This window comes from Paenibacillus sp. BJ-4, from assembly GCF_020404765.1.
Lineage (GTDB): Bacteria > Bacillota > Bacilli > Paenibacillales > Paenibacillaceae > Paenibacillus.
The window spans coordinates 134,886-154,270 of the sequence record NZ_JAIVEM010000005.1 but is presented as its reverse complement, the minus strand read 5'-3'; the positions used below and the strand labels follow the sequence as shown (position 1 = coordinate 154,270).

The 19,385-nt window shown below is 47.5% G+C and carries 21 protein-coding genes; 1 reads left to right on the top strand and 20 read right to left on the bottom strand.

Annotated elements, in window-relative coordinates:
- Positions 1-30 precede the first annotated feature (30 nt).
- The 7 genes from LCF57_RS01280 to LCF57_RS01250 form a co-directional block, all read right to left on the bottom strand.
- Positions 31-681 (bottom strand): DUF1405 domain-containing protein, encoded by a 651-nt coding sequence (locus tag LCF57_RS01280; RefSeq protein ID WP_225999096.1) that lies wholly within the window; start codon positions 679-681, stop codon positions 31-33.
- A 278-nt stretch (positions 682-959) separates the two neighbouring features.
- On the bottom strand, positions 960-1,139 hold the full coding sequence (locus tag LCF57_RS01275; protein WP_025718907.1) for an IDEAL domain-containing protein: 180 nt from the start codon (positions 1,137-1,139) through the stop codon (positions 960-962).
- Between the two features lie 22 nt (positions 1,140-1,161).
- Entirely contained in the window at positions 1,162-1,668 is a 507-nt protein-coding gene (locus LCF57_RS01270; RefSeq protein WP_014282075.1) for a gamma carbonic anhydrase family protein, read from the bottom strand.
- A 52-nt stretch (positions 1,669-1,720) separates the two neighbouring features.
- Entirely contained in the window at positions 1,721-2,830 is a 1,110-nt protein-coding gene (locus LCF57_RS01265; RefSeq protein ID WP_225999179.1) for a hypothetical protein, read from the bottom strand.
- A 166-nt stretch (positions 2,831-2,996) separates the two neighbouring features.
- Positions 2,997-3,599, bottom strand: coding sequence for a histidine phosphatase family protein (locus LCF57_RS01260; RefSeq protein ID WP_225999095.1), 603 nt, complete (start codon positions 3,597-3,599; stop codon positions 2,997-2,999).
- Positions 3,600-3,632: 33 nt separating this feature from the next.
- A complete protein-coding gene (locus tag LCF57_RS01255; RefSeq protein ID WP_225999094.1) occupies positions 3,633-4,259 on the bottom strand; it encodes an anti-sigma factor in 627 nt (208 codons plus the stop codon).
- Positions 4,256-4,852: an RNA polymerase sigma factor gene (locus LCF57_RS01250; protein ID WP_014282079.1), complete on the bottom strand. Its 597-nt coding sequence runs from the start codon at positions 4,850-4,852 to the stop codon at positions 4,256-4,258. The genes LCF57_RS01255 and LCF57_RS01250 overlap by 4 nt, the downstream gene beginning before the upstream one ends.
- Before the next feature lie 689 nt (positions 4,853-5,541).
- Between LCF57_RS01250 and LCF57_RS01245 the strand changes: the two genes are divergently transcribed.
- A complete protein-coding gene (locus LCF57_RS01245) occupies positions 5,542-6,156 on the top strand; it encodes a class I SAM-dependent methyltransferase (protein WP_225999093.1) in 615 nt (204 codons plus the stop codon).
- A gap of 193 nt (positions 6,157-6,349) precedes the next feature.
- Here the strand turns inward: LCF57_RS01245 and LCF57_RS01240 are convergent, their stop codons facing one another.
- The 13 genes from LCF57_RS01240 to ndk all read right to left on the bottom strand — a co-directional run bounded on the left by LCF57_RS01240 (position 6,350) and on the right by ndk (position 19,285).
- Positions 6,350-7,438 carry a prephenate dehydrogenase gene (locus LCF57_RS01240; protein WP_225999092.1) on the bottom strand — a complete coding sequence of 363 codons (1,089 nt, stop codon included), beginning with the start codon at positions 7,436-7,438 and terminating at the stop codon, positions 6,350-6,352.
- Positions 7,439-7,464: 26 nt separating this feature from the next.
- On the bottom strand, positions 7,465-8,568 hold the full coding sequence (hisC, locus tag LCF57_RS01235) for a histidinol-phosphate transaminase (protein ID WP_225999091.1): 1,104 nt from the start codon (positions 8,566-8,568) through the stop codon (positions 7,465-7,467).
- A gap of 59 nt (positions 8,569-8,627) precedes the next feature.
- Positions 8,628-9,434, bottom strand: a complete 807-nt coding sequence (trpA, locus tag LCF57_RS01230) for a tryptophan synthase subunit alpha (RefSeq protein WP_225999090.1) — start codon at positions 9,432-9,434, stop codon at positions 8,628-8,630.
- Entirely contained in the window at positions 9,431-10,627 is a 1,197-nt protein-coding gene (trpB, locus tag LCF57_RS01225; RefSeq protein WP_225999089.1) for a tryptophan synthase subunit beta, read from the bottom strand. Before trpB ends, trpA begins: the two co-directional genes overlap by 4 nt.
- Positions 10,624-11,310 carry a phosphoribosylanthranilate isomerase gene (locus tag LCF57_RS01220; RefSeq protein WP_225999088.1) on the bottom strand — a complete coding sequence of 229 codons (687 nt, stop codon included), beginning with the start codon at positions 11,308-11,310 and terminating at the stop codon, positions 10,624-10,626. Before LCF57_RS01220 ends, trpB begins: the two co-directional genes overlap by 4 nt.
- Positions 11,307-12,101: an indole-3-glycerol phosphate synthase TrpC gene (trpC, locus tag LCF57_RS01215; RefSeq protein WP_225999087.1), complete on the bottom strand. Its 795-nt coding sequence runs from the start codon at positions 12,099-12,101 to the stop codon at positions 11,307-11,309. Before trpC ends, LCF57_RS01220 begins: the two co-directional genes overlap by 4 nt.
- On the bottom strand, positions 12,091-13,137 hold the full coding sequence (gene trpD / locus LCF57_RS01210; RefSeq protein WP_225999086.1) for an anthranilate phosphoribosyltransferase: 1,047 nt from the start codon (positions 13,135-13,137) through the stop codon (positions 12,091-12,093). The genes trpC and trpD overlap by 11 nt, the downstream gene beginning before the upstream one ends.
- 75 nt (positions 13,138-13,212) lie before the next feature.
- Positions 13,213-14,763, bottom strand: a complete 1,551-nt coding sequence (gene trpE, locus LCF57_RS01205; RefSeq protein ID WP_225999085.1) for an anthranilate synthase component I — start codon at positions 14,761-14,763, stop codon at positions 13,213-13,215.
- A gap of 375 nt (positions 14,764-15,138) precedes the next feature.
- Positions 15,139-15,513, bottom strand: coding sequence for a chorismate mutase (gene aroH / locus LCF57_RS01200; protein WP_025718923.1), 375 nt, complete (start codon positions 15,511-15,513; stop codon positions 15,139-15,141).
- A gap of 3 nt (positions 15,514-15,516) precedes the next feature.
- Entirely contained in the window at positions 15,517-16,611 is a 1,095-nt protein-coding gene (gene aroB, locus LCF57_RS01195) for a 3-dehydroquinate synthase (protein ID WP_225999084.1), read from the bottom strand.
- A gap of 1 nt (position 16,612) precedes the next feature.
- Positions 16,613-17,782 (bottom strand): chorismate synthase, encoded by a 1,170-nt coding sequence (gene aroC / locus LCF57_RS01190; RefSeq protein ID WP_225999083.1) that lies wholly within the window; start codon positions 17,780-17,782, stop codon positions 16,613-16,615.
- A 228-nt stretch (positions 17,783-18,010) separates the two neighbouring features.
- On the bottom strand, positions 18,011-18,811 hold the full coding sequence (locus LCF57_RS01185; RefSeq protein ID WP_225999178.1) for a CheR family methyltransferase: 801 nt from the start codon (positions 18,809-18,811) through the stop codon (positions 18,011-18,013).
- Between the two features lie 30 nt (positions 18,812-18,841).
- Complete coding sequence (ndk, locus tag LCF57_RS01180; RefSeq protein ID WP_225999082.1) at positions 18,842-19,285, bottom strand: nucleoside-diphosphate kinase; 444 nt, start codon at positions 19,283-19,285, stop codon at positions 18,842-18,844.
- Positions 19,286-19,385 lie beyond the last annotated feature (100 nt).

Genomic DNA, 19,385 nt, shown 5'->3' with positions numbered 1-19,385 from the left:
TAGGTGAATCGTTTGAAACCAGGCTACGACTCAAGCTGTATTTCGATGAGATAATGCCTTTTGATTGCGCGCCAGCATGGCAAGCCATCCCGCTACGATACTGAAAAGAGTCAGCATATAGGTAAAAGCACGTACTTGCGATACATCATCTGTTAGCTGCTGCGGTAGATACGGATATATGCCAAATGTATAATCCATCGTATCATTTAACAATGTCCACAAAGCGGCTAATCCTAAAGCTATCCATTTGCAGGTAAAAAAACGTACAAACAGCAGCGCTTCGACTGCCATTGCCGTATGAGAAGCCACCAGCATCCAATCCTGCCATATCATATGGTCCCCCTGCGCCACACCCCAAAAAATAATAGTCGAGGCCCAGATACCGTACTTTACACTCGTAACGACAGCCAACGCCTCCATGATCTGACGGATCACCTTCAAGCTCTTGAAGCGTGGAGGATAAAGCAGGAATACGATAGAGATCGTAAAAAACAGGCTGGCCGTCGGGCTATCAGGCACAAATACAATTTGCCACAGCGGGTGATAGTTAAGCGTATATTCCAGCTGTCCTCCATACCATATGTACCCATACACTGTTCCAATCAGATTGCACCAGAACAGCAGCCACAAAAAAGGCCGGCTCGTCAGGAACGACCGGCTCCACAAATAAGATAACGACATGTCCTTCATCCTCCGTTCATACGACAGAACCCCCCACAGGCTCATCCTTCCAAAACTATACCATATCCAAGCGTATAAGAAAAACGTCTTTCGACGTACTTTCACGGAAGTCAGACCGCGCTTAGCGGAAGTTTTTCTTGCGATTATATCAGCTCCGCTAAAATTTATAAATTCTATAATCTTCAAAAAAACCTGGCCGCTGCTACGGTCAGGTTTGTGATTATGATCTTGAACTGACGATGGGTCTGAAATGTCTAGCTAAGCTCCCTAAAATCGTTTCAACTCATCGCTCTCAGCTCATCCGTAAGATGACGGAAAGCTACTTCATCTCCGGAGGCCAGCGCCTCATCAATATCCTTGTAGAGCTTTTCACTCCGGTGTTTACGTAATGCCTCGTCCAACACCATTTCAGCAGACAGGCCCAACATTACTTCATAAGTAACCTTCATTTTATCCATAGGATGCACCTCCAACATGAGTTTAAGAGATCCTATATTCTTTTCCTTTCGCCACATAGCTGAGTGCCGTTCGTGACATCCGCTGCAAATCCGCATCGGTCAATTCGCGCACCACTTTGGCAGGTGTACCGAGAGAAAGAGTATAGGGTGGTATTTTAGTATTTTCCGTAACGACCGACCCTGCTCCTATTAAAGCATATTCACCAAGCTCCGCTCCGTTGAGTACAATGGCCCCCATACCGATTAAAGTGCCTTTGCCTACCGTACAGCCATGGATAATGGCAGCATGTCCCACCGAAATATCATCCGCCAGCACCAGAGGCTGGTCCGTGTTCACATGGCCCACGACCCCATCCTGAATATTGCAGCGTTCACCGATGATGACAGGCGCCATATCCCCGCGCAGTACGGCATTAAACCATACGGAGGAATCTTGGCCGATCGTTACCTTTCCGACAATTTTTGCTCCTTCTGCCACATAGACAGATGAATGGAGCTGTGGCATATTTCCGTTATAGTGAATCAGCATCATCTTCACCCTCTCATTTTGGGTGAAATTCTATCAACATGCATGCTGCTTGTCAATGGAGCCGTATACCCGGGTCGTTCCGCCCAATGCGGCACTCCCCTGCCAGCTTCAGCCCCCAGGCCGTCATCTGTACAGATGGTTCCATCGGATGGTCACCTTGACGAAGCATACCCAGATGTAGCATCATTCGGAGGATCCTCTGATCAAAGACCGAACGGGGCGTATCATAGTAAAACGGTCGGATCAGCGGCCCGATATGTACAAAAAGCGACTCTGATGATGTCCAGGGCCTGGCACATTCTCCAATCCAGTAGACTAGAGAAAGCAGATTGGGAACAGCTCCTTTATACAATCTTAACCAAAACCTGAATAGCTGCATCATTTCATCCTCTATTGCGTGCTCTCTTTGCGCCTCCCCCTTTGCCGTCAGCACAACCCGATCTCCCTTCTCCTCAATGTACCTGGAGTGACGGGCATAATCATACAGTAGTGCCATTCGGTCTGGATAAAACTTAAAAGAGGAACCGTATCCGAAACGCCAGCCTCCCTTGCCCAGCAGTGGCTCCGCAATATGCAAATGCTCCATCAGCTGCTGCTGATTGCGACGGTACCATGCCCCCTCGGGATTTAGCGGAACCTCATGCTGCTCCAAGTACTGAAGGAAAAGTCGTAAATCCTCCGCCAAAAGATGTCCCTCTTCCCGGTACGATGACGGTTCACTTACCCGGGACATTCCGTTTTGGAGATCACGCACCATAACACGGCGAAAGCGCTCCTTCATATCCAACGGAATTTGGTACAAATATCTCGTATTGTGCGTAGAACCGTTGAACAGCCAGCCGCTAGAGCGCAGACGGGTCACGATGTCCCGTGGCCGTTCACCATTATCCACGTCCCCATCGACAGATTGTTTGGCAATCGCAATCAATTCCTCCATACTAAAGTAAGGTCGGTCATCGAACAGCAGTGCATTCAAAAACCTTATTTCTGACAACCTCAGCTCCCTAACCTGCGTCTCAAAAAAACTGCTGCTGCCGAGCTTCGTCAAAATACCCTGGATCAACTCATGCTTGGAATTGGGCTTACAGTCACAATCGTAATACACCGCAATTCTGTTCAAGTGCACAATATCCGCAAATGTCAGCATATCCGCCAGATTCATCGTTCCATCGCCTCGCCACTGGACTGTCATCCGGAAATGATTCTTACCTGTTGTACCCACAGCTTTGACGGAATGTTCAGACTCTAAACCTATTTTTTTGTAAAGGTATAATTAAAAAACAAAAAGACCACGGCTTCTACGGTAAGTAGAATATCGTGGCCTTTCTTTATCTTTTTGAATTACATTCACTTTTTTCTTGTAAATGCTTCATACAATTATACAAAAGTGGTGTCCAATCGGCACCTTCACGCTGAAGTATACTCAATGACAAATTTCCAATTCGTTCCGTATATTTTTCCTGATACAGGGCCTTGTACAAATTAGCCAAAAAACCGCCGTGGGAAACAACCAGCAGATTTTTCTCCCGATTTTCTGACCAGATGGCTTCCATAAAAGCCAAACCGCGCTGCTGTAGAGCCTCATCGCTCTCTTGTCCCAGATCAAGCAGATGCCAGTCGACTCCCCACTTCTCTTCACGTTCAGCCTGTGTCATCCCTTCGACCTGGCCATAAGCACGTTCTCTTAGTCGCTCATCCGGCTCCAGCAGCGGAAGCTGCAGAGCAGAAGCAATAATCTCCCCCGTCTCGTTCGCTCTGGAGAGGCTGCTTGTAATAAGCCCATCCCAATGATAGGGTTCTTCCTTTAATCGTTCTGCCAGCAAGCGTGCCTGTCGTCGCCCTTCCTCATTCAACGGAATATCACTGTGGCCCTGAATTTTACCCACCGCATTCCAGTCTGTCAATCCATGTCTGATCAAACCAATAAGCATCGTGTCGTTTCCTCCGCTATTCTGTTATTCAGGCTAATTTCTAACCCTTCTCGCCCGATGGATCCAGCCCAGAGAAAATAAGGCAAGCGCAAGCGCCAACACAGACAACAAGATCCAATATTGCGGGTAAGTAGGAACAATGCTTGCAACCAGCGGGTCCATAATGCCCGTATTCATATCTTTAATGTGATATTGATATTGTGGAGATGTACTTGTAGTTTCCAGCAAACCTGTCGGTAAAATGCCTGTGTCCAAGACAGGTGCCGCTTGAGGGGGAGTTTCCTGAGAGGAGCTTCCATTCCAATTCAAAAACAAAAAGCTGCACAAAAATACGGCTAAAAAACCGGCGATCCATACAGACATATACTTACGGGCTGCCGGGTTCACACGCGCACGTCGGTGCTCGCCGGGAACAAGCCACGGTGACTCTTCATAAATGCGATCCATGACCCGGCGATTCATCGCCTCTACCTGCTCATCTGTTATTTCAAAGGAAATATCGCGGATAGCGGATCGACTTTCTTTTGATAAATTCCATTCATTTTCTTCCGAACCAAGCTCCCACTTGTCAGACGAGCTTTTGGCTCGTCTGCGCTCCGAGTCCTGTTTCGATACATTTTTGCCTGTAGCGAACAAATCCTCAGCGTCCCTGGATTTCATTGGCTGCTCATCCCTTCGTTTTCCTCATAGAGAGGTTCAAAAAAATAAGGCTCCAACTGCGTCTTCACACTGGTTCTTGCCCGGAAAAGCAACGACTTCACCGCACTGACCGTCTGCCCTAAAATAGTAGCAATCTCCTGATAATCCAATTGCTCATATTCACGCAAAATCAACGCTGATCTCTGCTTTTCAGGCAATCTGTTGATCGCTTCACGGACCATCTCTACCTTCTCGCCGCGCAGGACGGCCTGTTCCGGAATCACATCCAGTGGTGCTACCGGCACATAACCGCTCTCCTCCAATGGAACCTGACCGCTACGATGCTTGCGAAGCTCGCTTAGCACTGTATTGCGTGCAATCGTATATAACCAAGTGGAGAAAGATGCATCAACCTCGCGAAAAGAATGCAGGCTCCGGTACGCTTTATAAAACGTCTCCGAACATAAGTCCTCAGCGATCATTTCCAGGTTCGAACTTTTCAGCATATGATAAACAAAAGCCAAAATTTTACGTTGGTGCCGCCTCATTAATTCTGAATAAACCTCAACATTACCTTGTTTGATTTCCTGAATCATCTGGGAATCTGTCATCATTCGAGTGAGACCCTCCTCGCCCATACATGTGCTGTTTCCCCATCCGATTCTGTCTATATATACCGAACAGGTCAAAAAAAGTTGCGCCCTCTGCGCAAATGATGAAACAGCATCATGGAACATTTGTTATTTTCTTACCCTATGTACTTCCAACATTAACGGTGCTATCCCCAACAATACTCATTATCCCAAATGGACTTACCTATTGTACCACAAAATGTCCGCCAGTAAAAAAGTCCAAAATCCCCACGATTTCCATCAATGGCTCCCTAACGCTAGCAACAGATTCAAATATACGACTTTTCAATTGATTTTATGTTTTTTAAGTTAAAGTAGATAAAGTAACTGATCCATTGAATTCGTTTTACTTTAGATAAAAGGTTTGAATAATTAGCCGAAAGAAAACGCTTTAAAAAAACATTGACAAAATGAAAACGTATACATATAATAAAAGTACAGTATGGTTTCTCTCCACTCCTATCCTACTCAGCTACTTAAGAAAAGTAGCTACCACCCGGGGCTTTACCCGGGTGGTCTTTTTTTTGTTTTCTTATACTCCTCTTTATCTTACTCATTCATCCCATATATGGATTGATGGACTGTAATATAAATAATATGCCAATTATTTGATTATTCTATTAAAACACATTATTATATAATAAATTTTTTCAATGGGTAGGAGGCAAGAAATGAATAATAAGTGGAACAAGGCAATATATAAGATTTGGTCTCCAATTTATGATAAGTTTTTCAATTCAGGTAGCTTCCTCAATTCTAGAAAGATCATATTTCAAGAAAAGTCATTTAATAGCGCGCAAAAAATACTTTTTGTAGGTGTAGGAACTGGAGCAGATTTAGAATTGATAAATCACTACGGGCTGGATATTACTGCCATAGATTATTCACCTGAAATGCTTAACAAAGCAAAAAAGAAATTTACCAATACCTCCATACAATTCTTAGAAATGGATGCTCAACAAATGAATTTTATGGATGAGCAATTTGATATAGTAGTAGGAAGTTTAATTCTCTCGGTAGTACCTGACGCAAATAAATGCTTCGATGAGATGGTGCGAGTTTTGAAAAAAGACGGGGAACTTATTATTTTCGATAAGTTTTCTCCTAAAGGAAAAAAGCCCTCATTATTCAAAAAAACGATAAGGCCCTTTATTAAGGTGTTAGGAACCGATATCGGGTTGAATTTTGAAGAACTGTATGAAAAACAAAAGCTAAAATTGCGGATCAAAGAGGATGTACCTATAATGTTCGACGGTATGTATAGAAAAATCATAGTAACCAAGTAACACCTAGAATGATCCATTTGCTCTTTAAGCAACAAAAAAGCGAGCATAAGAGAACCTTCGCTCGCTTTAAATCTTTTCCTACAACTTCACTCCCAGAAAGTGTGGTGCTTTTGAGGCGGTCCGTAGCGCAGAGGTTCATTTGAATCTGGAGAAGCGGAGCGGTCTCCTTAACGAACACTCACTTTCCCAACCTTCACACCACTACTTTATAGCCCATCGAACCTAGCAGGATCTTGGCACGCTCCCAATCCTGCTCCAGCCGGAAGGAAAGTCGCATAATACCGGGGACGTCCTCCCGGCTCTCAATGATTTGCATATTGCTCAGGTTAATGCTGTGATTTCCCAGCTCCATTGCAATTCGTCCGATAATACCGGGCGTATCCGGTACATCAATATACAGATCAAACGTTGAGACGATGACACCTTTGCGGCGCTCCGGCAGTTCACTGCGGAAATGCCCAGCCGTCAAAAACTCGTCAGCGATTCCCTCTCCGTCTTGTGTTCTCAGCAAATGGGTAAAACGCTCAATTTGCCCGTTCCATTCTTCCAGCAGGCCTAGTAAAACATCACGATTACTTAGTAAAATGTCCCGCCACACAATCGGATCACTAGAGGCTATCCGCGTAATATCACGGAACCCACCAGCAGCCAATGTACGGTACAGCGGATTTTCATCATTGTGCTTTCGCACCTGATTTACCAGTGCGGCTGCAATAATGTGCGGAAGATGGCTAATCGCGCCGACAATATCATCGTGCATGTCAGGTTGGACGCGCACAACCTGAGCCCCTGTGTATTTTAAGAGCTGCTCCAGCGAGCCGTATGCTTCCTCGGGCACATCCTCAGCGGGGGAGAGTACATAATAAGCGTTCTCAAACAGCAACGCCGAAGCAGCCTTTACACCGGAACGCTCCGAGCCAGCCATCGGATGGCCGCCGATAAAATAAGCGTTACGCAAAGAAATTTCCGATGCTTTTTTGGCAATCGAGGATTTCGTGCTGCCTACATCAGTAATAATACAACCTGCTTTAAGCGGCAACTGACTTAACAGCTCCAGATAATACTCCAGTAAACCAACAGGTACGCATAAAAAAATAAAATCGGCATCCTCTGCCGCCTCTGCAACCGAAAGAGTCGCGGTGTCCACGACACCACGGCTTAACATCGGTTCCATCAGTTCAGGGAGGTGAGCATGACCCACAACGGTGATGCCCGGCTTCCCTTTAAAACAAAGTGCGAGGGACCCACCAATCAATCCCACGCCAAAAATGGCAATCTTCATCAATTATCAAATCCCATCTGCGGAAATTATAGGCGTACTTTCGCCGCTTCCGCCCCCAGGACCTGTTCCAGCGCACGGACAAACAACTCATTTTGCGGCTGCGATCCAATTGACACCCTAATATATGTCGGATATTTATGATGACCAGCGCGAATAATCACGCCTTTACGAAGCAATTCCTGAAATACCTCACCGGATGGACGACGCACATCCAGCATAATAAAGTTACCATGTGCCGGAAAAGACTTCAGCCCAAGACGCTTCAGCTCATTTTGCAAATAAGCTCTGCCCTCTGCATTGCGATCCCGACATTCCCGAACAAATTCCTGGTCCTCCAAAGCCGCAATCGCTGCAGCCTGTGCTACCCGTGAAGTATTAAACGGCTCACGAACCTGATTGATCAAACGGATAGTGGACTCGGCTCCCATACCATATCCAATACGCAACGAAGCCAGACCATAGATTTTGGAGAAGGTACGAAGTACAACCAAATTCTCATACGCTGACAACAAACGAATTCCATCTGGATACGAGCGATCCGTCACAAACTCGGCATAAGCTTCATCCAGCACAACCATCACATGCTTAGGCACCTGCTCCAAAAACGCAAGCAGCTCTGCTTCAGGTACAATCGTGCCTGTCGGATTATTCGGATTACAAACCCAGATAATTTTTGTACGGTCATTGATTTGAGCCAGCATAGCATCCAAATCATGCACACCGTCGCGCAAAGGCACCTCAACTGCAACCGCTCCCTCAATTTCCACGTTACTTTTGTATACGGAAAATGTCTGATCAGCCATGATGCTTTCTTCTCCGGGAAGAAGAAATGCACGTGCAATTAACGCAATAATTTCGTCAGAGCCACAGCCAAAAATAAACTGTTCTTCTTTCAAACCCGTCTGTTTGACCAGCGCCTGTGTCAAAGCTACCGCGCTTCCATCAGGATAGACACTAATGTTGGCAAATTCCTGTTGAATCGCCTGCAATACTTTGGGAGAACTGCCATACGGATTTTCATTTGAAGCGAGCTTGATTACTTCATCAAGTCCCAGCTCACGTTTCACGTCTTCAATCGGTTTACCGGGCTGATATACTGGCAAATGTACAATATGCGGTTTAGGTTGCATGCCCCTACCTCCTCTATCCAATCAGAACTGAATTTATTACTCTCTATATTGACGTCAAATTACTGCTTTAATTGTGCCACAAAATCGCGAATTTGCAAAAGCCCTTCTTCTCTGCGCGCAGAATCCTCAAGCAATGGAATGGCTTCCTCCACCTGACGCACAATGGCACTGCCGACCACAACTCCATCGCAAATGTCTGAAAACCGGACTACCTGTTCCCGATTTGAAATACCAAAGCCGATCGCCACCGGAATGTCGGTATGCTGTTTGACCTGTGTAATAAAGCCCTCTATCCCTTCAAAAAAGGAAGCTCTCTCCCCGGTTACACCAAGCGAGGATACACAATACACAAATCCACGGGCATTACGGACAATCCGCTCGATCCGCTGCTCAGAAGTTGGAGCCACTAGCGGGATTAGATGCACTCCTACCTCTGCCGCCCGTGCTCCCAGCTCTTCCGCTTCCTCAAGCGGAAGGTCGGGAATAATCAGACCGCTGATACCGTGCTTCTGCAGGCCAGCAAAGAAAGCATCCATACCCATCTGTAAAACAGGATTGTAATAGGTAAACAAAATAAAAGGCAGGCTTGAACCTGCCGCCCTAGCCAGAGAAGCTGTCTCCATACAGGTGCGGATCGAGATTTGCCGTTTCAGCGCACGCTCAGACGCACGCTGAATGACAGGACCGTCAGCTAACGGGTCAGAATACGGAACACCCAGCTCCAATATATCGGCTCCGGCAGACTCTAGCTGCCGAATAATCTCCACCGTAGTCTCCGTATCCGGGTCTCCCACCGTCAGAAAAGGAATTAATGCTGTTTTGCCTTCATTTTTAAGGCGTTCAAACGCCTGATCAATTAAATTCATGACGGATTTCCTCCCAAATACTTGATAATGGAGTCCACATCTTTATCTCCGCGTCCAGACAAGCAAATAACAATAATATCATCTGCCGTCAACGTAGGTGCCAGTTTGACGACCTGCGCAATTGCATGTGCCGACTCTAATGCAGGAAGTATGCCTTCCGTACGGCAGAGAAGCTGGAGTGCATCCAACGCTTCCTGATCGGTAATTGGAACATATTTGGCCCGTTCAATATCTTTCAGATACGAATGCTCAGGTCCAACGCCTGGATAATCCAGTCCGGCCGAGATGGAATGCGCAGGCTGCACTTGCCCGTATTCATCCTGAAGCAGATAACTCATGGAGCCCTGGAAGACCCCTTGTGTTCCCTTGCTCATCGTTGCCGCATGGAATTCTGTTTCTACGCCTTTTCCAGCAGCTTCAACACCGATCAAAGCAACGCCCTGATCCTCGATAAAAGGATAAAACATGCCGATGGCATTGCTTCCGCCACCGATCGCGGCCACGACGACATCCGGGAGTCTTCCTTCTTTTTCCAAAATCTGACGACGTGTTTCATCACCAATCACACGCTGGAAGTCCCGCACCATCATCGGATACGGATGGGGACCGACAGCCGAACCCAAAATATAAAAGGTATCATGGACATGGCTCACCCAGTAACGCAAAGCTTCATTCCCGGCGTCCTTTAGTGTACGTGTACCCGATGTCACTGGAATGACCTCTGCACCCAAAAGCTGCATACGGAATACGTTCAACTGCTGACGCACAGTATCCTCTTCGCCCATGAACACCTTGCATTCCAATCCGAGCAACGCAGCCACGGTTGCTGTCGCCACACCATGCTGTCCCGCGCCTGTTTCGGCAATGACCTTCTGTTTGCCCATGCGTTTCGCCAGCAGTCCCTGTGCCAATGCATTATTGATTTTGTGAGCCCCGGTATGATTCAAATCTTCACGCTTCAAGTAAATTTTAGCCTCTCCCAGATGCTTACTCAGACGCTCTGCATGATAAAGTGGTGTTTCCCGGCCAGAGTAGTCCTTTAGAAGTCCGTTCAACTCTGCTTTAAATTCCGGATCATCTGCATACTTCCGGTAGGATTCCTCTAATTCAATCAGTGCGTTCATCAACGTTTCCGGTACGAAGCGTCCGCCAAATGTCCCAAAACGTCCGTTGCTATCAGGTAATTGTGTCATGCCTGCTTCACCCTTTCTACGAATGCCGTGATTTTTGAAATGTCCTTGACTCCATCTGTCTCTACGCCGCTGGACACATCCAGCCCTTCGGGATGATACTCGGTAACCAGCTTTTCCGCATTATCAGCAGTCAGTCCGCCGGCTACAAACAAAGGAATTCCATGTTGATGGGTCCAAGCCTGATAGGCAGGAATTCGATCCCATGCAAACGTTCTGCCAGAACCGCCACCATACAGGGGATCATATGTATCTAGCAGTAAAGCGTCAATTGTACCTGCATAGGCTTCCAATTCGTCTGCCGGGCGTTCTGTCTGGTTCTTCCTCGTCTGCTGATGACTGTCTACAGACCAAGCTTTGAATACCTGCACGCCAAAACGCTCCCTGATCTCACTACATCGCTCCGGACTTTCCTGTCCATGTAGCTGAATGACATCCAATGGAGCTTGCTCCATCACGTCATTTAACAGCGCATCATCAGGATTCACAAATACACCCACGCTGCGTGGTCTGCTGCCCGGAGTCCATTCATCCAATACGCGAAGCAGCTCTCCAGCCTGAGCGCCGTCAATCCGGCGCTTACTGTCGGCAAACACAAAACCTATATAATCGACCGGTAAGTTTATCATAGATTTTAGCACTTCAACGCTTTGAAGTCCACAAATTTTTACGCCCGTTTTATTCATGCTGTAACCCCGTCCATCAAATCTACTACAGCCTGACCCACATCATCCTTACGCATCAGATGTTCTCCTACCAGAATACCGTGTGCCCCTATCGAATGCAGATACTTTACATCTTCAGGCCCGGCTATGCCGCTTTCACTAATAAACGTAACTCCTTTAGGAATTAGTGCGATCAGTTCTTCCGTCGTTTGGAGGCGGGTCTCGAACGTCCGCAAATTGCGATTATTGACCCCAATCAAGGTTGCTGTGCCCAAATCCAGCACCCCTTTAAGCTCCTCACTGTCATGCACCTCCACCAATGCGTCCAGTCCCAGGTCTTTGGCAATCTGTAAAAACGATCCCAAAACACGTGGCTCCAGTATCGCTGCAATTAACAGCACCGCATCGGCTCCCAGTAGACGAGCTTCATAAATTTGCCGTTCATCAATGATAAAATCCTTTCGCAACAACGGAATGTTCACTTGCTCACGAATTTGGTGCAAATATTCAGGGCTGCCCTGAAAATACGTCACATCTGTCAGTACAGAAATACAATCAGCTCCAGCTCCCTCATAGGCACGAGCAATGTCCACCGGATGGAAATCCGGTCGGATAAGCCCTTTGGACGGTGAAGCCTTTTTCACTTCAGCAATCAGCCCTAGCGGCCGGTTGCGACGCACCGCTATTGCGTCCTCAAATCCTCTTGTTGCAGGCAAATTGGATACCAGCCGTTCCGCTTCACTGATATTAAAATGCTCCTTTAGCTGCTCCACTTCCTGTCGCTTCGTCACCACAATTTTATCAAGATACATATTGATATTCCCCCGTCGCCTGTATTAATTGATCCATCTTGGACAGTGCCAGCCCGGTGTCAATGGCTTCCGCCGCCCGTGCTACTCCATCCACCAAGGTAGCTGCTGCGCCCGATACATAAATACACGCGCCAGCATTTGCTAATACGACGTCCCGGTAAGCGCCGCGCTCTCCGTTCAGAATCCGCCGTATAATGTCGGCATTAACCTGTGCATCACCACCCAGTACCTGATCGAGATGATACATCTGCAAACCCAGGTCCGACGGCAGAAGCTCAAACGTGTGAACCTTGCCATCTTTCAGCTCAGATACTCGCGTCGGAGCCGAAATACTAATTTCATCCAATCCGTCCAGACTGCTGACAACCATGGCCCGTTTGGAACCGAGCTGATTCAGCACCTCGGCAATCACTTCCGTTTTTCCAGCGTCATAAATGCCCAGTAGCTGTCGATCTGCACCAGCCGGATTCGTCAATGGACCCAGCATATTGAACACTGTCCGCACTCCAAGCTCACGTCGCGGCGCAGCAGCATGCTTCATCGAAGGATGATATAGCTGTGCGAACAAAAAGCAGATACCGATCCGATCCAGACATGACCGAGCCTGATCACTCGTCAGGTGAATGTTGACTCCCAAGGCCTCTAACACATCTGCACTCCCGGCGCGGCCGCTTGCAGAGCGATTGCCATGCTTCGCCACCCGTACAGACACCGAAGCGGCGATTATAGCTGATACTGTGGAAATATTAAACTTGTGAATACCTGAACCTCCAGTTCCGCATGTGTCCAGCAGACGAGTTTCACCTTCTCCAGTCTGAACTGGACTAGCGTAACTACGCATAGCCTCAGCAAATCCGGTGATTTCATCCACCGTCTCCCCTTTGATACGCAGAGCTGTCAGCAGCCCGCCAATTTGCGCCTGTGTAGCACTTCCGCTCATAATCTGCTCCATTACGCTACGGGCCTCTGCACGCGAAAGATGCTGTCCCTCGATAACCCGGCTTAATCCCACTTGCATCATGTTATGTCCTTCCATCGCCGTCTCCTCCTCTAAATCAGATTTTTGTGTATTCCTTCTCCCACAATGAAGTATTACCTGATCAATACTTGCTTAGGGAGTGTACAAATAATCCTGGTTGATGACGCTGTTGTAGGGCTGTGTCGTTGCCGGGAACATCGCCTCTGCCGTGCGGATTGCTTTCAGCAATGCCTTGGCCTTGTTCACCGTCTCCTGGTACTCGCTTTCCGGAACCGAGTCCCACACAATTCCTGCGCCTGCCTGGACATAGGCCCGGTTCTTTTTAAACACGATGGTGCGAATGGTAATACAGGCATCCATATTGCCCGAAAATCCCAAATATCCAATAGCCCCTGCATAGGGTCCGCGCGCTTCCCGTTCAAGTTCGGCAATAATCTCCATTGCACGCAGCTTCGGCGCCCCTGATACGGTGCCGGCTGGCAGGCAGGACAGGAAAGCATCAAAGAAATCTTTATCCTCGCGCAGTTCACCCGACACATTGGATACAATGTGCATAACGTGGGAATAGCGTTCAATCTCCATCAATGTATCGCATTTGACTGTACCAAACTGAGATACTCGGCCCAGATCATTTCTACCCAAATCGACCAGCATCAGATGCTCGGCACGTTCTTTTTCATCCTTCAACAGCTCTTCAGCAAGCGCCGCATCCTCTGTCTCCGTGACGCCACGCGGCCGCGTCCCTGCAATAGGGCGGGTTTCTACCCGGCCGTTTTCTACCTTGACAAGCGCCTCCGGCGAAGTGCCCACAATGATCTCGTCATCCATTTTCAAATAATACATGTATGGCGACGGGTTCATCGTGCGCAGCACGCGGTATACCTGCAAAGGAGAAGCCTCAGTATCAATGTGAAAACGCTGGGATAGTACAACCTGAAAAATATCACCAGAGCGAATATATTCCTTTGCCTGCTCCACGTTTGAAATAAACTGCTCCTTCGTCACATTCGATTGAATCTCACCCAGTTCCACATCATCAGGAATGGAAGCAGATCCCAATCTCTCTGGTGGTGTCTGCTTGCGCAGATACTGCGCCGTTTCCTCCAGCTTGCGCTCTACTTCAGCATAAGCAGCACGAATGTCCTCATCGCGAAACCCTTCGCCCACATGCACATTACCAACCAGCAAAATTTGCTGCTTTACATGATCAAAAACAATCACTTGATCGCAGAACATAAAACGAATATCATCCATATTCAAATCATCTACCGAATGCTCTGGCAGCTTTTCATAGTATTGAAGCAGATCATACCCAAAAAATCCGATTGCTCCACCTGTAAATGGAGGCATTTCTTTCAGCTTGGGACTGCGATATTTGCGAAGCAATGCCTTGAGCGCTTCAAGCGGCTTATCGTTTAAAATTTGTCGTTTACCATGTTGCTCCAAAATCAAACGGCCTTTTTTCCCCGAAACCATCAGGAACGGATCGGTCCCGATGAATGAATGGCGCGCCCACTGCTCGCCTCCCTCTACACTCTCTAGCAGAAAGGCTCGGTCCCGCTCTGCATACCGACGGAAAATCCGAATCGGCGTCTCCATATCGGCCAGCACTTTTTTGTACACAGGAATCAGGTTAAAATCATTCGCCATCGTTATCACTTGCTCCACATGCGGCGTTAACATGAGATCACTTCCTTTCCAATTTGGTGCAGAACCAAAGGAGAGAATAAAAAAGCCCCTACCTGGAAGGTAGAGGCTGTCAGTTATTGAAATTATAAGAATGCTACCATATGTAAAATGACTACAGCAAACGAGCAAAGTATACACTTTTCCCTTGCCTAATCGCAGGTACCCTCAAATAAGCTTATCTCTCGAAGAAAATCTCTTCAGGGCAAAAGCTTATTCCGCTACCCGGACTCTGTCATCTCATATGGAATTGGCTAAGGCTGCACTCTTCTCGTCTCAACTCTGGCTCTGGCTAACTCTACTCAACTCTGCTACACACACTATATCTCAAAGGATGTCACTTTGGCAACCATCATCTAAAAAAATGGGCGATTACTTTCCTTGGGAAGCCAGATCTGGTCTTAGCGCCTGCGCTCCGTTCAAGTATACATGTTTGATTTCCCGCTGTGATTTATGGGTGTTTACCTGCACCATTAAACGGATACATTTGGGCAAACTACCCGCAACAGGGATTTCCAATGCACACATAAGCGGAACCATATCCCATCCGTCAAGCTGACGTATTGCCTTCGCTGGAAACGCAGTATCCAGATCGTGGGTCACCGTAATCCAGACGTTACTAATATCCTCAGGTTGGATTTCATTGTAGGCTACAATTTCATCCAACAGTTGGCTTGTCGCTTCCAAAATTTCGTTTTCTTCATTATTCGCCACGGTCGTCGCACCACGAATTCCACGATTGTACATCATTTACGCCTCCTCTTTTAACTGTTCAATGACTTGCCTTATGTCAGAGACGGAAATATCTTTTACAACCTCCACGCGCCCGATGCTGCGTGGGACGATAAAAGTAATGCTGCCTTCTTTAAACTTTTTGTCATGCATCATCGCGTCCAGCAGCCGATCCGTATCGAGTTGTACTGGAAGGGAGGTTGGTAGCCGCAGCGAGGACAGCATATCTCTTGTTTCTTCGACCAAAGAGGGGTCTGCCCCCAGCTTTACCCCCAAAAGCGCGGAGCCGACCATACCTATAGAAATGGCCTCCCCGTGTAAAAACTCCCCATATCCCGCTATCGCTTCAATGGCATGACCAATCGTATGGCCGAGGTTTAAAATAGCACGTAAATCATTTTCCCGTTCATCGCGTGAGACCACTTCGGCTTTCACGGAGCAGCCCTTCTCCAGCCCATACTCCAGGGCTTGCGCATCCAGAGCCAGCAAATCTGCCGCATGATCACGGCACCACTGGGCGAAATCAGCATCCCAGATCAAGCCATGCTTGATCATTTCAGCCAGTCCGGCGGATACTTCACGCGGAGGCAATGTAGACAACGTATCTACATCATACAGCACGAGTTCCGGTTGATGGAAGGCTCCAATCATATTCTTTGCTAGAGGATGATTGATGCCAACCTTGCCGCCCACGCTACTGTCATGGGCGAGGATCGTAGTAGGAATCTGTACAAACTTGACGCCTCTCATATATGAGGCTGCCACAAATCCGGCCAGATCACCCACTACACCACCACCAAGTGCGATAACGGCTGAATGGCGATCCAAACCGCCCTTAATGGCTGCTGTTATAACCTGCTCAAATACAGTAATCGACTTGGATGTTTCGCCCGGCTTGACGACAAAGGATACCGTCTTGTACCCCGACTCCTGAAGATTGCTCTCCAGTGTCGCCAAATAAAATGCAGCTACATTTTCATCAGAGACAATCAATAATGGACTTTTTTGCGTAATTCCTCGTTCCTTCAAAAGCTCTCCGGCCCGATGCAGCAGTCCTCGCCCGATATGAATGGGGTAGGAACGTTCTCCAAGTTGTACCGTCAGCGTACTCATCTTAGTACCGCTCCAATTGTTCTTCGTAGGATGCAATATTCGCCCGGATCTCTTCAATAGAATCTCCACCGAACTTTTCAAGCAAAGCCTTCGCAATCTCCCAGGCTACGACATGCTCCATCACTACGCTTGCCGCGGGTACCGCACATGCATCTGAACGCTCAACCTGTGCGGTGAACGCTTCCTTCGTATCAATGTCGACGCTTTGCAAAGGCTTATATAGTGTCGGGATCGGCTTCATGACACCGCGAACCACAACGGGCATTCCATTGGTCATACCACCTTCAAAACCGCCCAGACGATTGGTACGGCGGTGATATCCACGCTCCTCATCGTACAGAATCTCATCATGCACCTGTGAGCCGCGCAGTTCCCCTGCTTCAAAGCCGATGCCGATTTCCACACCTTTAAAAGCATTAATGGACATGACACCTTGGGCAATACGTGCATCCAGCTTCCGATCATATTGGACATGACTGCCCAGACCAATCGGAACGCCTTCCACAATACATTCCACTACCCCACCGACCGAATCGCCTTCTTGCTTGATCAGGTCAATGTACGCTTCCATTTTCTTTTCGGTTTCTGGATCGGTTACTCTCACGGAAGAGGCTTCCGTCACGGCAATCAGCTCGTCAATCGGCATATCACGGTAAGGAGCCTCGATTTCCCCAATGCGGATGACCTGACCTGCCACCTTGATTCCGAACTCTGCCAGCAATTGGCGGGCCAAGCCACCACATGCGACCCGAACCGCAGTTTCACGCGCACTGGAACGCTCCAGCACGTTGCGTAGATCCTTCAGGTTGTATTTCATTCCACCGTTCAAATCGGCATGACCCGGACGCGGACGGTGAACCCGGCGCTTTTCTTCATCACTGCCTTCAATCGGCTCAATATTCATAATATTCTGCCAGTGCTTCCAATCGTTATTTTCCACAATCAGTGCAATCGGTGCACCTGTGGTATAACCGTGACGCACGCCTCCGGCAATGCTCGCCGTGTCCTTTTCAATCTGCATACGCCGACCCCGTCCATACCCTTTCTGACGACGGTGCAGCTGAAAATTCAATTCCTCAAAATCCAATTTTAAATTGCTAGGCATACCCTCTACAATTGCAGTTAGCTGGGGACCATGCGTTTCCCCCGCGGTTAAATAACGTAAACTCATGACGCGTTCCCCCTTTAAACTGTTAAACTGTGCATCGCTAAAATCTTTAACTGTGCTTCATTATAGTATACGCACCTTTCTTTGACAAGAAAAGCCACAGGTATGCAGATAAACAAAAACACGCCCTTTAAGCAAAGCCAAAGGACGTGCACTTCCAATAAGCAAGCCATCAAGGTGGTGCTCATTATAAAAAACATTTAATTACGAATTGTCGATAATATGTCTGGACTATGCTTTTTTACGATAAAAAAAGGTTTCCGTCGATTCCAGACCATATTGGTTGGGAGAAAAAATTTGCTCTGTACTGCCAACAAACAGTACACCACCGGGACGAAGACTGGCTGCAAACTTTTGGTACAGCTTATGCTTGGCCTCTTCAGTAAAATAAATCATAACATTGCGACAGATAATGAGGTCATAGTTGTCTTCAAAGGAATCCAGCAGCAAATTTTGCTTTTGAAATTTCACAGCCTGTTTCAAACGGTCATCCACGCGGAACATCGCACCATCGGGTTTGAAATATTTGCTGGCTACCTGTTCAGGCACATCCTTGAGCGAACGCTCCAAATATCTGCCTTCCTTGGCTTTAGCCAATGCACCATCATCAATATCGGAAGCCGTAATGGAACAATTGCCCAAGATTCCCTTGCCGTCCAGAACCATAGCCAAACTGTAAGGCTCCTCGCCAGTCGAGCAGGCCGCACTCCACAGCTTGAGCTTCTGCTTGCCTACAAGCAGCTGTGGCAGAATTGAATCCCGCAGTACTTCCCACCGATTGGGATTACGCCAAAATTCGGAAACATTGATCGTCATACGATCGAGAAATTCATAAAACAGGGGTTTTTCCTTCATCATGGCATCATAAAAAGAAACAAAACTGGGAAACCCGTTTTTGTTGCGAAGTGTCGTTAACCGCCTTTTCATCTGTGCTTCTTTGTATTGCGCAAGATCAATACCTGTGCTGTCCTTAATTTTGCGGATAAACGCCGTATAATCGGGGTCCGTCTGACCCAGTTCCAGATCCGTCATGCTACCATCCTTCTTCATACGAGATTAAACTTACACCCAGGTCTCCACACTTTTCTCATACCGAACCGACTCTTCCGGCATGAAAAAATTCGCAATCTCGCGTTCCGCGCTCTCCGGTGAATCCGAACCGTGTATGAGGTTAAACGGTGTATGTGCAGCAAAGTCTCCCCGGATCGTGCCCGGTAAAGCCTCTGATACTTGTGTTTTACCAATCAACAAGCGGGAAAGTGTAACAATATTGTCCCCTTCCCAAATCATAGCAAATACAGGACCTGATGTGATAAAACCTACAAGCTCTTCAAAAAAGGGCTTGCCCACATGCTCCGCATAATGCCGTTCCGCCTGTTCTCTAGATACCTGCACAAGTTTGCCAGCCGTCATTTTGAAGCCTTTGTCCTCTAGGCGACTGATAATACGTCCAATCAGCCCGCGTTGTACTCCATCCGGTTTAACCATCAAAAACGTGCGATCCATCGGCTCACTCCCAATCCAATCTTAATGTATTTATACAGTACTAATCTGTATTGTAACAGAAAGCTTGGATACGGTTAAAGTATTTTGTCACAACCAACCC

What these genes read in the sequence shown, in the direction of transcription:
- LCF57_RS01280 (WP_225999096.1), bottom strand. Translation starts at nt 681, where the DNA reads ATGTCGTTATCTTATTTGTGGAGCCGGTCGTTCCTGACGAGCCGGCCT.
- LCF57_RS01275 (WP_025718907.1), bottom strand. Translation starts at nt 1,139, where the DNA reads ATGGATAAAATGAAGGTTACTTATGAAGTAATGTTGGGCCTGTCTGCT.
- LCF57_RS01270 (WP_014282075.1), bottom strand. Translation starts at nt 1,668, where the DNA reads ATGCTGATTCACTATAACGGAAATATGCCACAGCTCCATTCATCTGTC.
- LCF57_RS01265 (WP_225999179.1), bottom strand. Translation starts at nt 2,830, where the DNA reads ATGAATCTGGCGGATATGCTGACATTTGCGGATATTGTGCACTTGAAC.
- LCF57_RS01260 (WP_225999095.1), bottom strand. Translation starts at nt 3,599, where the DNA reads ATGCTTATTGGTTTGATCAGACATGGATTGACAGACTGGAATGCGGTG.
- LCF57_RS01255 (WP_225999094.1), bottom strand. Translation starts at nt 4,259, where the DNA reads ATGAAATCCAGGGACGCTGAGGATTTGTTCGCTACAGGCAAAAATGTA.
- LCF57_RS01250 (WP_014282079.1), bottom strand. Translation starts at nt 4,852, where the DNA reads ATGATGACAGATTCCCAGATGATTCAGGAAATCAAACAAGGTAATGTT.
- LCF57_RS01245 (WP_225999093.1), top strand. Translation starts at nt 5,542, where the DNA reads ATGAATAATAAGTGGAACAAGGCAATATATAAGATTTGGTCTCCAATT.
- LCF57_RS01240 (WP_225999092.1), bottom strand. Translation starts at nt 7,438, where the DNA reads ATGAAGATTGCCATTTTTGGCGTGGGATTGATTGGTGGGTCCCTCGCA.
- hisC (WP_225999091.1), bottom strand. Translation starts at nt 8,568, where the DNA reads ATGCAACCTAAACCGCATATTGTACATTTGCCAGTATATCAGCCCGGT.
- trpA (WP_225999090.1), bottom strand. Translation starts at nt 9,434, where the DNA reads ATGAATTTAATTGATCAGGCGTTTGAACGCCTTAAAAATGAAGGCAAA.
- trpB (WP_225999089.1), bottom strand. Translation starts at nt 10,627, where the DNA reads ATGACACAATTACCTGATAGCAACGGACGTTTTGGGACATTTGGCGGA.
- LCF57_RS01220 (WP_225999088.1), bottom strand. Translation starts at nt 11,310, where the DNA reads ATGAATAAAACGGGCGTAAAAATTTGTGGACTTCAAAGCGTTGAAGTG.
- trpC (WP_225999087.1), bottom strand. Translation starts at nt 12,101, where the DNA reads ATGTATCTTGATAAAATTGTGGTGACGAAGCGACAGGAAGTGGAGCAG.
- trpD (WP_225999086.1), bottom strand. Translation starts at nt 13,137, where the DNA reads ATGGAAGGACATAACATGATGCAAGTGGGATTAAGCCGGGTTATCGAG.
- trpE (WP_225999085.1), bottom strand. Translation starts at nt 14,763, where the DNA reads ATGTTAACGCCGCATGTGGAGCAAGTGATAACGATGGCGAATGATTTT.
- aroH (WP_025718923.1), bottom strand. Translation starts at nt 15,513, where the DNA reads ATGTACAATCGTGGAATTCGTGGTGCGACGACCGTGGCGAATAATGAA.
- aroB (WP_225999084.1), bottom strand. Translation starts at nt 16,611, where the DNA reads ATGAGTACGCTGACGGTACAACTTGGAGAACGTTCCTACCCCATTCAT.
- aroC (WP_225999083.1), bottom strand. Translation starts at nt 17,782, where the DNA reads ATGAGTTTACGTTATTTAACCGCGGGGGAAACGCATGGTCCCCAGCTA.
- LCF57_RS01185 (WP_225999178.1), bottom strand. Translation starts at nt 18,811, where the DNA reads ATGACGGATCTGGAACTGGGTCAGACGGACCCCGATTATACGGCGTTT.
- ndk (WP_225999082.1), bottom strand. Translation starts at nt 19,285, where the DNA reads ATGGATCGCACGTTTTTGATGGTTAAACCGGATGGAGTACAACGCGGG.